Genomic DNA, 13,900 nt, shown 5'->3' with positions numbered 1-13,900 from the left:
GCCACGCTATTAATGTTATCCGTATGCGACGCTTGCTGTCGTAAATGGGACTATTTGCCCCTTAATGGTGCGACGGACACGCTAATTCGTTAGGCTAGTCGCCGCTTTGTATCGCCCCGATCCAGCAATGTGGTATTCCCCGTAATGAAAGTGTTGAAAGGTCAGGACATCCTGGCACTCGGTTTTATGACCTTTGCTCTGTTTGTTGGGGCTGGCAATATCATCTTCCCACCCATCGTCGGACTTCAGGCCGGACCACACGTTTGGCTGGCGGCGCTGGGTTTTCTGATTACGGCGGTGGGCCTTCCGGTTATTACCGTAGTTGCGCTGGCTAAAGTAGGCGGCGCGATGGATGCGTTGAGCAGTCCAATCGGCAAAGTTGCGGGCGGGATTCTCGCCGCAGTCTGCTACTTGGCGGTAGGCCCACTGTTCGCCACGCCACGGACAGCCAGTGTGTCGTTCGAAGTCGGCCTTGCGCCACTGACCGGGGACGGTCCGTTGGCGTTGTTCCTGTACAGCTTGGTGTACTTCATCGTGGTATTTTGGGTTTCGCTGTATCCGGGTCGACTGCTTGACACGGTTGGCCGGTTTCTTGCGCCGATGAAGATCTTTGCGCTGGCCGTGTTGGGCATCGCGGCGTTTGCTTTGCCGGCAGGGGACGTCGGTGTCGCGGAGCCGGCCTACGTGGCGGCGCCTTTTTCTCAAGGTTTTATCAACGGCTACCTGACCATGGACACCCTGGGCGCGTTGGTATTCGGCATTGTCATCGTCAATGCCATTCGTTCGCGCGGGGTCACTTCACCGCAGTTGATCACTCGCTACGCCATTATTGCCGGTCTGATTGCCGGGGTGGGGCTGGCGCTGGTCTACGTCAGTTTGTTTCGCCTAGGCTCGGGCAGTCACGCGATTGCTGCGGGGGCGGGCAACGGCGCGGTGGTGCTGCACGCCTATGTGCAGCACACCTTTGGTTCGTTGGGCAGCGGTTTCCTTGCGGTACTGATTTCATTAGCGTGCTTGGTCACCGCCGTCGGTCTGACCTGCGCGTGCGCCGAATATTTCAGCGCAGTACTGCCGTTATCTTATAAAACCCTGGTGCTGATGCTGGCGGTTTTTTCGTTGTTGATATCGAACCTGGGCCTGACTAAATTAATACACTTCTCAGTCCCGGTGCTGACCGCGATCTACCCGCCGTGCATCGTGCTGGTGGCCCTGAGCTTCTGCAAAGACTTCTGGTATTCACAGCGTTTGATTGTCGCGCCGGTGATGCTGGTGTCTCTGCTGTTTGGCATTATCGATGCCCTTAAAGTCGCCGGGCTAGCGGACGGATTACCGAGCCAACTGGCGCATTTGCCGTTGAGTGAGCAGGGCCTGGCATGGCTGGTGCCAACGGTGATTACGTTGATCGGTGCATTCGTCTGCGACCGCCTGCTGGGTAAGCGCCGCGAAGCGCTGGCCTAACGAATAAAGCCCGCTGGTGGCGGGCTTCATGATCCTGAGAGCGGCTCAGTTTATTTGGTGGTGGTAGGCGCCGGCGCCTGAGAGTTAGCTTCTTTAGTCCGCTCTTGAGCGGCTTCGGCATTTTTCTGAGCGGCCTGTTGACTTTCTTTGGCGGCGTCATTGACCTTGTCTTGGGCCTTGCTCATCGAATCCTGGGATTCCTGAGCTGCTTTGTTGGCTTCTTGCTGTTTGTTCTCGCTGGATTTATCGCAAGCGGCCAAAGCGACGGTGGCAGTGAGCATGAGGGCAAAAGCTAAAGATTTACGCATGGGGTTTTTCTCCTTATTGAACATATCTACCGGTCTTTCGAGCGTGGCTCGGTAAATTAAGTTCAACATTTCCTATAGAAATCTATAGGTTGCCGTGTCAACCGCTTTGCGCTGCGGCTATGCTGGGTCCACTAAAACAAGAGATCAACGGATGAGCGAAAATGCGATTTTCGATAGCGCAGTGCGTTTCGTTTCGGTGCTCAGGCATTGTCAGGTGCTGGGGCTGCGCGTTCACAGCGCGAACGCCGATGGTATGACCCTGATCCTTCCTTACAGCTTGAGTATTGTCGGAAACCCTGAAACCGGGGTCATCCATGGCGGTGCGTTAACCTCGTTGATGGACAGCACCTGTGGAATAGCCATCCTGTGCGTATTGCCTGAGTTTGAGGTCTGCCCAACCCTCGACCTGCGTATCGATTACATGCATTCGGCCGAACCCAATAAAGACGTTTATGGATTTGCTCAATGTTATCGGGTCACCAGCGATGTCATTTTTACCCGTGGGTTTGCCTATCAAGATGACCCACAGCAACCCATTGCTCATGTGGTCGGGACGTTCATGCGCATGGGTAAAGGCATCAAAGGCGACAGCCGCCTGAGCGGACCGATACGGGGCTCAGCGCTATGACCATCGACTTCAAGGCACAGGTCCGTCAGGCGCATCAACAAAACAGCTATGAAGCGTTATTCGAACTGATTCCTTATGCCCGTCTGATCGGCATCGAATGCACCCGGCAGGACGGCGCCTTGATTTTTCGTCTGCCGGCCAACAGCGACAACATTGGCAATCCTTTGCTGCCGGCCATTCATGGGGGTGTAATCGCCGGGTTCATGGAGCTGGCAGCGGCCATGCACTTGCTGATCGCTACTGACTCGGGAGCTGTGCCGAAAATCATCGATTTTTCGGTGGACTACCTGCGTGCCGGACACGTTCGCGATACCTACGCGCAGTGTCAGGTCTGGCGTCAGGGTCGACGGGTGGCAAACGTTGCTGTTACCGCCTGGCAAACCCTTTCCACCGAACCGATTGCCACTGCGCGGGCGCATTTCAAAATCGAAGAATCGTAGATCACACAACTCAAGCCCTTGAAATCTCTGACCCAGCCCCCACTTTGATGACATCCCGCCGCTGTGTATGCGGCTTGTACCATCTGATTGGAGTTTGACGACCATGAGTGTGGAAACTCAAAAGGAAACCCTGGGCTTCCAGACCGAGGTGAAGCAACTGCTGCACCTCATGATCCATTCGCTGTATTCCAACAAGGAAATTTTCCTTCGCGAATTGATCTCGAACGCCTCTGACGCTGTTGATAAATTGCGCTTCGAAGCCTTGTCCAAGCCGGACCTGCTCGAAGGCGGCGCTGAGCTGAAAATCCGTGTGAGCTTCGACAAGGACGCGAAAACCGTCACCCTCGAAGACAACGGTATCGGCATGAGCCGCGAAGACGCGATCACTCACTTGGGCACCATTGCCAAGTCGGGTACTGCGGACTTCATGAAGAATTTGTCCGGTGATCAGAAAAAAGATTCGCACCTCATCGGCCAGTTCGGTGTGGGCTTCTACTCAGCATTCATCGTCGCCGACAAGGTTGAAGTGTTCAGCCGTCGTGCTGGCGTTCCTGCTAGCGAAGGCGTGCATTGGTCCTCAAAAGGCGAGGGCGAATTTGAAATCGCTACCGTCGAAAAGGCTGATCGTGGTACGCGCATCGTTTTGCACCTGAAAAGCGCTGAAGATGAATTCGCAGACGGCTACCGTCTGCGCAACATCATCAAGAAATATTCTGACCACATCGCGTTGCCCATTGAGCTGCCAAAAGAACAGGCCGCTGCCGAAGGTGAAGCCACGCCTGAAGTGGAGTGGGAAACCGTTAACCGCGCCAGTGCGCTATGGACCCGTCCTCGGACCGAGGTGAAGGACGAGGAATACCAGGAGTTTTACAAGCACATAGCCCATGACTTCGAAAACCCGCTGAGCTGGAGCCATAACAAGGTTGAAGGCAAGCTGGAATACAGCTCGTTGCTCTATGTGCCAGCCCGTGCTCCGTTCGATCTTTATCAGCGTGAAGCACCTCGCGGTCTGAAACTGTACGTGCAGCGCGTTTTCGTGATGGATCAAGCTGAGTCGTTCCTGCCGCTGTACCTGCGCTTCATCAAGGGCGTGGTCGATTCCAATGACCTTTCGTTGAACGTGTCGCGGGAAATTCTGCAGAAAGACCCGATCATCGATTCGATGAAATCGGCGCTGACCAAGCGTGTCTTGGACATGCTGGAAAAACTGGCGAAAAACGAGCCTGATCAATACAAAGGCTTCTGGAAAAACTTCGGCCAGGTCATGAAGGAAGGCCCGGCAGAAGATTTCGCCAACAAGGAAAAAATCGCCGGCTTGCTGCGTTTCGCATCGACCCACGAAGACGGTGGCGAACAAGTCGTCGCACTGACCGAGTACTTGGCCCGCGCCAAGGAAGGTCAGGACAAGATCTATTACCTGACCGGCGAAACCTACGCTCAGGTTAAAAACAGCCCGCATCTGGAAGTCTTCCGCAAGAAAGGCATTGAAGTGCTGCTGTTGACTGACCGCATCGACGAATGGTTGATGAGCTACCTCAGCGATTTCGACGGCAAAGGGTTTGTCGACGTCGCGCGTGGTGACTTGGATCTTGGCAAATTGGACTCCGAAGAGGACAAGAAAGCCCAAGAAGAAGTCGCCAAGGATAAAGAAGGTCTGATCGAGCGTCTGAAAGCCGCGCTGGGCGAGGCTGTCAGCGAAGTGCGGGTTTCCCACCGTTTGACCGACTCCCCGGCGATTCTGGCCATCGGCGAACAAGATCTGGGCCTGCAAATGCGCCAGATCCTTGAAGCCAGCGGTCAGAAGGTTCCGGATTCCAAGCCTATCTTCGAATTCAACCCGGCCCACCCGCTGATTGCCAAGCTCGATGCAGAGCAAAGCGAAGAGCGATTCGGTGACCTGTCACACATCCTGTTTGACCAAGCGGCGTTGGCCGCAGGCGATAGCCTGAAAGACCCGGCTGCTTATGTGCGTCGACTGAACAAGCTACTGGTAGAGTTGTCAGTTTAAACACCAGCAAAAAACCCGCTTCGGCGGGTTTTTTTTATAGTTTTTTTCGAGGGCTGCAAATGAGCAACGTTATCGTTCGTTCCGTGGTTTACCAAATTGATGGCCAATCCTACGAAAGCCGTCTGGTGTTTGATTCCAGCGATGCTTCCTCACGCCCAGGCCTGGTAATGGCGCCAAACTGGATGGGCGTTAGCGAAGGTGCGCAGATGATTGCACAGTCGGTTGCTGAGCAAGGTTATGTGGTGTTGCTCGCTGATCTTTATGGGCAGGGGGTTCGTCCACAGAACGGCGATGAAGCAGGCGCCGCCATGATGCCGTTGAAGAATGACCGGGCGTTAGTGCGCAAGCGCATGCAAGCGGCGCTCGATGCGCTTAAATCGCAGACAGATGCCCCGGTAGATACCCGCAAGTTGGCGACCTTTGGTTTCTGCTTCGGTGGTTGCTGCTCCCTGGAACTGGCCCGTAGCGGCGCGGATCTGAAAGCCACCGTCACGTTCCACGGAACGTTGGATACGCCTGATCCAGCTGATGCCAACAACATCAAAGGCTCGGTATTGGTCCTGCACGGCGCGTCCGACCCCCTGGTCGCGAAGGACCAACTGCCAGCGTTCGAAGAAGAAATGAATGCCGCAGGCGTGGATTGGCAATTGCTGAGCTACGGCGGCGCGGTGCATTCATTCACTGACCCCCACGCCAACGTGCCGGGCAAGATGATGTACGACGCTAAAACCGCCAAGCGCGCGTTTGTTTCAATGCATAACTTGCTGGATGAAGTGTTCAAGGGCTAACGCTTCAGATCCTTCTGTAGGCGAAGGTCCTTCGGGCTGTTCGCAGCCTCCGGCAGTTCCTACAGAAGTGTGTGCAGCGCCAAATCTGTGGGACCGAATTTATTCGGGAAGGCCACGATGCGATACATCAGACAAACCGCGCCGCCTTTAGCTGTCTGTAGAGCCAACTTGTTGGCAAGAGGGCCTGACGCGGTTTGCAGGACCTACCGCTTCGCCAACAAGTTGGCTCCACAGATCGTCGAAGAGTGCTTCCAGCCCGGAGCCACAATTGCCAGTGTTGCCCTGCGCAATAATTTGAACGCGAATCTGGTCCACAAGTGGATTTGCGCCACCACACCCCAACCGCCCACAAACACCGTGGTGCCCGCGTTCTTGCCCCTGAAACTCAGCGTGCTTCTTCGGGGTGTTTGCGGTCCTTTACGCGGTGCACGCTTAACAGGGCCTGATATTTTAGGCCCAACGACGCCGAGTCACGGGTAAGGCGTCCAAGGTTTGGACACACTCAGGATAATTTTATAGCGCTCTTCTTCGGGGTGTTTACGGTCTTTAAAGCGATGCATTGTTAACGTGGCCTGATATTTATCTCCGGCATACCAAAAAGTTGCTCTACCGTTGGGCGCGTCGCGCAAATGAGCGCGCCATTGCGGCGTATCAGCAAACGGCGGGAATTTTTTTTGTTTTTTATCCATCCAGCCACCCCGACGCCATTGTTCTTGTAAATCTAGAACAACCTTCAGTGCGTCATCGAGTAACAAGGGTTCGATCTGCGGAGAAATGCGAACGTCCTCAATGATGTTGCCTCTGAATCCCATAGTGAAATGAGTGCCTATGGGAGTGATAAACCCATATTGCGGGTCGACGAACCGTAAGCGTGCGTTGGACTCTGCCCCGCCCCACGATATGCCCCCGTCTGGGTAAGGTGGACTAAAGCGGGCTGACGACTGCCGTCGCATGTGCTCATAAGTTCCACCGATCTCCATGACGATCTCTCGTTCATACCACGACCGGGCGACATCGGCGCCCCATACCGCTAGCAGTGCCAAGCAGAACCAATATCGCCGCTTCATCGGACACCTGCCCCTTCGGCGATATCTTTTATTGACTGCTCTAGCAAGGGTCGATTTTCGTCGCCCAGCATCTCATCGAAACGTTCCGCGGCTTGCAATACGAAGGCTATGCGCTGCTTGTAAACTGACAAGTCTGCAAACGGGTTGCTGCTGAATTCGAGGGTGCGTCCATCCTCGACGGGCTGGCATTGGCTCGCCAGGGTCAGCTCAATCGCTTGAGCCACCCCGGATGGAAAACCGGTCACGTAGGAGACATGGTTACCGCGAAGTAGCAGTTTAAGTTGTTGGTCTTGGTAGATGGTCGGTTGCAGGATATTGAGTTGCTCATGTTTCGCCAATTGCCTCACGCTCTCGGCAATATCTCCCCCCTCTATCGCCTCGAAGGCCTGCAGGATTTCTGCATACAGCCCCCCGAACTCGAGCTTCTCCTTCTCCACCGGCCACAACACCGGAAACTTCGGATGACCATAAATACCCGCCCGCTCTTTAAGACAGGTCCTTAACTCTTCAATGCCACGCTTTTTGTAAAACGCATGCAACGGGAAGATATCCAGAAACAAGGTGGTGTTGCCCAGCGCCATCATTTCGTAGACGTGCTGGAACTGTTGCTGCATCAAGGATGAGGGTTCCGGGCCCAAAGCAAGGTCGCTTAGAGGAACGGGATTATTGCTGCGGGCGGTTTGGTAATCATCCAGCGCCTGCTGATCCGTATCTTTGAAAATATGAGCCCCGAGGAAACCGGGATTCGATGCCGCATTGGAGTCGATCAAGCGCTGCCTGGCGTCGCGTTCAGCTTGAATGACGTCAGTCATATCGGCAGCATGCAACAACCCGCAACCGACTTGCTTGGAGGCAAAGGCTGCCAGGCCGGCCCACTGAAAGCGGTTGTCGTGCAACCACAACCGGGCATAGGCGGCATTGATCACGCGATTGCGTTCGATGGGGTCGGCGATCAGGACGCCGCCGGGGGCGACGATTTCTTCGGCTTCGCGCTGGAAGACTCGCCAGATTCCCGAGCAAGTCAAAAACGGCACGTCAACAACGTCCTGCATGACCCCGTACAACTCGATCCTGTGCGTCTCGCACTCTTCGATCGGTTTGGTGGGTTGGTTCAACAGCTGCGTGTCGCATTCGTGGTCTTTGAAACACTGGGTCATGGCGCTGGCTCCTGGCTAGAATTTCGCCACCCTACCAGCCACAAAACCGAAGTAAAATATCGCCGAAAAAATGGAGAGACGCCCTACAAGCCAAGCTGTACAACCTTACAAGAACCTCGGAAAAAGCTTACAACTCTCACCCCCGCTAACACCGAAACCCCATACTGGTTCACCGATCTGTAGGAGCGCGCTTGCTCGCGATGGAGCGCGAAGCGGTCCCAATCGGCTGACTCGGTTTCAACTGAAAGAACCGGGTCGCTGATTTTACGACTGCTGCGCAGCCGATCGCGGGCAAGCTGCTCCTACAGAGGCTATTTCGGCAATTCGATCCTGTCGAACTCACCCGGCACCGTCGGCCAATCTCCTGCCGCCCAGCGAGCGCGGGCTTGATCGATCAATGCGAGGTCGCTGGCGACGAAGTTCCAGTTCATGCGCCGTGGTCCGTCCAATACGGCGCCGCCTATCAGTACGGCGTGGCATTCACTGCCGGCGCTTAGGGTCAGCGCTTCGCCCATCGGCAGCACCACCAGTGTTCGCGGCTCCATTTGCTCGCCATCCAATAGCGCTTCACCCGACAGCACGTACAGCGCCCGCTCTTCGTGTTCTGCGGGAATCAACAGCGTGGTGGCGGTTTGCAGGTTGATTTCGGCATACAGCGTCGGCGACAGCACTGGCACCGGCGATACCAGGCAAAACCCGCTGCCAGCGATCATGCGAATGCGGATGCCCATAGTGTCGCTCACGGGGAGGGTGTGCGCCGGGTGATGGCTGTAATGCCCCGCGCCTTGCTCACGTTCTTTCGGCGAAGCCAGCCACACCTGCAAACCGTGCATGCGTGACCCCCGAATACGCAGATCATCCGGGGTACGCTCGATGTGAGAAACGGCGCTGCCGGCGGTCATCCAGCTCACTTCACCCGGTTGAACCCGTTGATCGCTGCCCAGGCTGTCTTTGTGCAACAACTCGCCCTCAAACAGGTAGGTGAGGGTCGATAAGCCGATGTGTGGGTGCTGACGAATATTCATGCCGCTACCGGCCGGGTAATCGGTTTCCAGCATGTGATCAAAAAACACGAACGGTCCGACGCTGCGGCATCTGGCGGACGGCAGTGGGCGCAGAATCGGCTGACCCTCAACGTCTTCGGCGCGAGGCTTAATTACGATCATGAGCGTCACCTCGTCGAGGCTACTGGCTGAATGCACCTTCAGCCAAATGGGTTTCAATCGTGACTTCAGTGCGGGTCATCAGCTTGTGTACCGGACAGCGATCAGCGATGCGATGAAGCAAGGTGCGTTGCTCGTCACTCAGGGCACCCAGCAGCGTCAGTTGAACACTGATGGCGTATTTACCTTCCCGTTCCAGGCTGCCGTCGTGGTTGACTTCAACGGTTACCCCGGTGAGTGGGATGTCATGTTGTTTGGCGTAGAGTTTGACTGTCAGGGCCTTGCACGCGCCCAGCGCGACGTCGAAATAGTCATGGGGGTCAGGTGCCGAACCTTCGCCGCCTGCTGAAACCGGCAGGTCGGTAAACAGCGGGTGTTTTTCATCGACTTCAATCGTGTGGCGGTATCCAGTGCTGGACAGGGTATTGATGGTGACACTCATAAGATACCTCGTGGGCGGCTAACGCGGGTTTCGGCGCTATATCCGTGGAGTGGGAACAGCTGCTCGATTTCCCGCGCAAAAACGGGTTTGCTGAACAAGTACCCTTGCATTTCATCACAACCGTTGTCACGTAGGAACGCCTTCTGTGCTTCGGTTTCGACACCCTCGGCGATGACCTTCAGATTCAGCTTATGGCCCAGTGATATGACCGCAGTGGCGATGGCTTTGTCATTTTCGTTTTCGGGAAGGTCCCGAATGAACGATTGATCGATCTTCAAGCGCACGATAGGAAAGCTTTTCAGCGCTGCGAGGCTTGAATAACCCGTGCCGAAATCATCAATAGAAAGCCTGATCCCCATCGCCTGCAATTCTTCCATCTTGCTGATGGCTTGCTGAAGGTCTTGCATGATCAAGCTTTCAGTCAGTTCCAGTTCCAGGTACATCGGCTCCAGACCGCTTTCCTTCAGCGCATGCTCGACGCGTCGGATCAAATCCCGCTCGATGAATTGGCGGGCGGAGATATTGACCGACATGGTAATAGGCGGCAGGCCAGCGTCTTGCCAAGCTTTGGTCTGACGGCACGCGCTGTGAATGACCCAGTCGCCAATCGGTACGATCAAACCAGTCTCTTCAGCCTGCGAGATGAACTTGATCGGAGAAACCAGACCCAGTTCTGGATGCTGCCAACGGATCAAAGCCTCCACACCGATAATCTCGCCGGTGTGCAGGTCCAGTTGAGGCTGATAGAGCAGCAGGAATTCATCGTTCTCAATGGCATTACGCAGCCCGTCTTGCAGGGCGAGCTTGCCTTGGTGCTTGGTGTTCATCTCATCGGTGTAAAACTGGTAACCGTTACGGCCCATCTCTTTGGAGCGGTACATGGCGGCGTCAGCGTTTCTTAGCAGCGTGTCGGTATCAATGCCATCGGCTGGGTAGGTCGCCAGGCCCATGCTGCAAGTGACGTGAAGCGTGTGCCCACTGAGATGAATCGGTTGCAGGATGGATTCCTGGATATTCTGCAGGACCGACGTGATGTCCTCGGCGTCCGAAGGTTGGTCGAACAGGATAATGACGAATTCGTCGCCGCCCAACCGAACAACTGTATCGGTGCGCCTTACAGACTTGACCATTCGGTTAGCAACGGTTTTCTACAGTTCATCGCCAGCGCTGTGGCCCAGGCTATCGTTCACCAGTTTGAATTTGTCCAAGTCGATAAATGCCACTGTGACCAAACGGGCGAAACGCTGGGCATAAATAATGGCTTGTTTGAGTCGATCCTCCAGCAACAGACGGTTGGGCAGTCCCGTCAACGCATCATGGTCGCCCATGTAGCGGATACGATTTTCCGTGTGTTTGCGTTCGATGGCGATGCCCGCCAGTTGCGTTGCCCCGTCGAGCAGTTGGATCTCGGTTGTCGTCGGGCTGCGCTCTGTCAGCGAGTACAAGGCAAACGTGCCAAGGACTTCTCGCTCTCGGGAAAAAATCGGTGTCGACCAGCACGACCGAATGCCATGGGTGGTGGCCAGTTCACGATAGTCGGCCCACAAAGGGTCCTGCTCAATGTCCGAGACAATGACTGATTCGCGTCGATACACGGCAGTGCCACAAGATCCACCACAGGGACCGATGGCGACGCCATTGATCGCTTGACAATAATCATCCGGCAAGCTGGGTGCTGCGCCGTGTTGCAGGTGCTCGCCATCTTCGTCCAGCAGTAGAATGGACACCATCATTCCCTCCAGCTGGGATTCAGTCACCCGAGCCAAGGTGTCCAGGACGGCCTCCAGCTCGGTGCTGGTCGCAATCAGCTCCAGCACATGGCTTTGTCCGGTACGGGTAACAACTTCTTGTTGCAGCTGAGTGTTTTGCAGCGCGAGTCGCTCTTGGGCTGCGCTGAGTTGTGCGGTGCGGCTTTCCAATTGCTGACGGTCGCTTAGAAACTGACTCACCGCACCCGCCATGGCACCGATTTCGTCTTGCTCATGCAGGTCCAGGGTGTGTTGCTCTTCGTCGATCCGGCCCTGACGTAGTTGGCGGCTGATTTCATTCAACCGCACCAAGACCCGGCGGCCCATGAATACGCGCGCCACAAACCCGGCAATCAACAGACTTCCCGCCAGGATGATCAAGATCCAGCGTTGGCTACGGGTGGATGCATCGACCAGTTGCTCCACGGCGACGCGATACTCTTGGGTAAATACCCCGGATTGCACCCGTGCGGCATGCACCAATGCGCGAGCCTGATTTTGCAGTTCATCGTGGAAACGCTGCAGGGTCTGATGCTGATTGATCAACTTCAGACGCAAAGAGAACAGGTCGTGTGCGCTAGCATCAATAGCGCCCGATGGCTGCGCGCTCAGGGCGATCAGATCCTCGCGGACGATTGCAGGCAGCGAGCCTGCGGTCTTACCTTTTTCAATAAATGAGGTCCGCAACGATTGCACAGCATCTGGATCATTCGCTGACGGCAGGCTATAGAGCAGCACCGCAAGTTCGAGGCTACTGGCGGTGTGGCTTCGCTTAAGCGCTGCCGTTCGGTCGTTGAGCGCCAGATCAAAAGCGACTTCACTCTGCAGCGCGCCTTCCCGCAGTTGCGCAACGACGTTGGCGGTATTGCGAAACAGCTGGCTCGACTGGTGCAAATCGAGCACGGCGAGCCCGTCGTTAGTGTCGTTAGTGTCGGTCAGTTGCAGCATTGAGTAGTCGACGGCTTCGAGCCGCTCGATCATCGTTAAATAGGTCGAACGAAGGGTCTCAAACGAGGTAGTGGTCAGCAACTGGTCGGTCTGGCGCTCGATCAATAACGTGTTTTGCAGCATGTCCTGCCCAGCCTGCATGTGCATCAGCCGCTCTTGGGTCAATTGACGGGTGGCATTGTTCGCACTGCGCAAGGCATAGACCGCCGTGGCCCCACCGGCCGCGATCAGCAACGCCAATGCCAGCAGTGCGAGGGTGAACTGCGCGCGCAGCGATTGCGGTGCCAATCGCTGATAAGCCGCGGAAAGTCGAAGCGTCGGTGCCACCGTCAGGGATTCCATATTTTGCGGTACCTGTCCCTGTAACCATTGTCGGGGTCATATCGAAATTGCTTGCCGCCGTCTGCGCCTGCGTTGTCGGCGTTGACCAAATGGATCGGCGCCACGAAACCGCTGACGGCTTGACCGGCAATCAGCCGATTCAACTCATCCATTACCTGCCAGCCCTGTTGATTCAGGGGCTCGGCGACGGTGGCGGTTTGATAGGTATTGGCCTGGATGCGGAGAAAGGCGGATGCGCTACCGTCCCCGGCCGAAATCAAAATGAGGTCGTTGGCTGGGATCCCGGCAGTGGTGAGGGTGGCAATGGCGTAGTCGAAATAGAGGTCGTTGATTGCCAAGGTATACGTCCAGCGTTTGCCATATCGCAGCATTAATTGCTGGGTAATGGCGGGCATACGGTCATTGCTGTCCGACAGCGCAACGTCACGCACTTCCAGCAACGTGCAGTTTTTGCAGGCGCGAATAACGTCCTCCATAGCCTTGGCTTTGGCCATCGCGATGCTGAAATGACTGTCCGTCAGGATCACCACGCCTGCGTGTCCATCGGATTGCGCCACTGCCGCGAGGGCCGCGAGCTGGGCGACTTCAATCGGTGCGCTGGTGACGTTCATCGCCATGGGTGTGCCGGCGATAGGGCCGGGTTGCGGCCCCGTGTGCCAGCCAACAATAGGAGTGCCTGCGCGGGCAATCGCGGCCAAGGCCAGTTTGTTTTCAACGGCGTCTGAACCACACAACACCAAGCCGTCGGGCTTGCTCGCCAGTGCATCAGCCAGCGCCTTGGCGCGCCCGGTCGAGATGCCGGCACCGTCGAATACCCTTAACGTCCAACCCATGGCAACCGCCGCTTCGCGTGCGCCTTGAGCAACGCCGATTATCCCGCCGTTACGCAGGTCTTCGGCCACCAGTGCAATGACCTTGCCTTTAGGTGCCTGCGGCCCTGTTTCGGGGCCGTTCCAGCGCACGGCTTCCCGTGTCGCTCTTGCAACAGTCTGTTTGGCTTGGGTGACAAAGGCGCGGGAGTCTTCAGCATTCACGCTGGCAGGGAGGGGCGACAAATCCTGGGCAAGGACCGGACCTGAAGATAGAAAGAAAACGGTAGAAATTAAAAATATCTTAGGCACGCTTGATCGCGTTAGACGACCCAAGCATTTACGGCGCACAACGTGGGCGATCGGATCGCCATGATTAGTTTCTTCCATGACATCCCTTTTCGATGAAAAGCCAGTGCCACGGGTATCCGCGAGGACACACCAGTGCCTGTCATCAGGCCCCCGGAGGGACAGAGTGCAGGCGCTTCGTTCCTTATTGCGTAGCTACACTTCCCTTATAAAAAGGGCAGGGGCCATAGGGGTCGAAAGCCGTTTACATCCTTTACCACAATTCATTCTTTTACAAGATGGCCT

At 56.0% G+C, this 13,900-nt stretch carries 11 protein-coding genes and 1 pseudogene; 5 read left to right on the top strand and 7 right to left on the bottom strand.

The window, feature by feature from the left end:
• Window positions 1-144: 144 nt before the first annotated feature.
• A complete protein-coding gene (gene brnQ / locus RHM59_RS06605) occupies window positions 145-1,458 on the top strand; it encodes a branched-chain amino acid transport system II carrier protein (RefSeq protein ID WP_322169253.1) in 1,314 nt (437 codons plus the stop codon).
• A 50-nt stretch (window positions 1,459-1,508) separates the two neighbouring features.
• Here the strand turns inward: brnQ and RHM59_RS06600 are convergent, their stop codons facing one another.
• Window positions 1,509-1,766 (bottom strand): hypothetical protein, encoded by a 258-nt coding sequence (locus RHM59_RS06600; protein WP_322169257.1) that lies wholly within the window; start codon window positions 1,764-1,766, stop codon window positions 1,509-1,511.
• 151 nt (window positions 1,767-1,917) lie between these two features.
• Here RHM59_RS06600 and RHM59_RS06595 point away from each other — a divergent pair, with 151 nt between their 5' ends.
• From RHM59_RS06595 to RHM59_RS06580, 4 genes are all read left to right on the top strand, one after another.
• Entirely contained in the window at window positions 1,918-2,394 is a 477-nt protein-coding gene (locus RHM59_RS06595; RefSeq protein ID WP_322169260.1) for a PaaI family thioesterase, read from the top strand.
• A complete protein-coding gene (locus RHM59_RS06590; protein WP_322286241.1) occupies window positions 2,391-2,834 on the top strand; it encodes a PaaI family thioesterase in 444 nt (147 codons plus the stop codon). The genes RHM59_RS06595 and RHM59_RS06590 overlap by 4 nt, the downstream gene beginning before the upstream one ends.
• Window positions 2,835-2,937: 103 nt before the next feature.
• Complete coding sequence (gene htpG, locus RHM59_RS06585) at window positions 2,938-4,842, top strand: molecular chaperone HtpG (RefSeq protein ID WP_322169265.1); 1,905 nt, start codon at window positions 2,938-2,940, stop codon at window positions 4,840-4,842.
• A gap of 59 nt (window positions 4,843-4,901) precedes the next feature.
• The gene (locus RHM59_RS06580) at window positions 4,902-5,630 is read left to right on the top strand and encodes a dienelactone hydrolase family protein (RefSeq protein WP_322169268.1); all 729 of its coding nucleotides are present in this window, start codon (window positions 4,902-4,904) and stop codon (window positions 5,628-5,630) included.
• A gap of 470 nt (window positions 5,631-6,100) precedes the next feature.
• Here the strand turns inward: RHM59_RS06580 and RHM59_RS06575 are convergent, their stop codons facing one another.
• From RHM59_RS06575 to RHM59_RS06550, 6 genes and pseudogenes are all read right to left on the bottom strand, one after another.
• Window positions 6,101-6,610, bottom strand: coding sequence for a hypothetical protein (locus tag RHM59_RS06575; RefSeq protein WP_322286240.1), 510 nt, complete (start codon window positions 6,608-6,610; stop codon window positions 6,101-6,103).
• An 83-nt stretch (window positions 6,611-6,693) separates the two neighbouring features.
• Window positions 6,694-7,854, bottom strand: a complete 1,161-nt coding sequence (locus tag RHM59_RS06570; protein ID WP_322286239.1) for a DUF2515 family protein — start codon at window positions 7,852-7,854, stop codon at window positions 6,694-6,696.
• Window positions 7,855-8,165: 311 nt separating this feature from the next.
• A complete protein-coding gene (locus RHM59_RS06565; RefSeq protein ID WP_416194769.1) occupies window positions 8,166-9,020 on the bottom strand; it encodes a pirin family protein in 855 nt (284 codons plus the stop codon).
• 19 nt (window positions 9,021-9,039) lie between these two features.
• Window positions 9,040-9,459: an OsmC family protein gene (locus tag RHM59_RS06560; protein ID WP_322169277.1), complete on the bottom strand. Its 420-nt coding sequence runs from the start codon at window positions 9,457-9,459 to the stop codon at window positions 9,040-9,042.
• Window positions 9,456-12,497: pseudogene (locus RHM59_RS06555) on the bottom strand (EAL domain-containing protein). Before RHM59_RS06555 ends, RHM59_RS06560 begins: the two are co-directional and overlap by 4 nt.
• Entirely contained in the window at window positions 12,485-13,531 is a 1,047-nt protein-coding gene (locus RHM59_RS06550) for a substrate-binding domain-containing protein (protein WP_323562505.1), read from the bottom strand. The pseudogene RHM59_RS06555 and the gene RHM59_RS06550 overlap by 13 nt, the downstream one beginning before the upstream one ends.
• Window positions 13,532-13,900: the final 369 nt, after the last annotated feature.

The organism is Pseudomonas sp. MH10, from assembly GCF_034353045.1.
Taxonomy (GTDB): Bacteria; Pseudomonadota; Gammaproteobacteria; order Pseudomonadales; family Pseudomonadaceae; genus Aquipseudomonas.
Note: the sequence above shows the minus strand (reverse complement) of the source record. Positions and strands in the feature narration are given on the sequence as shown.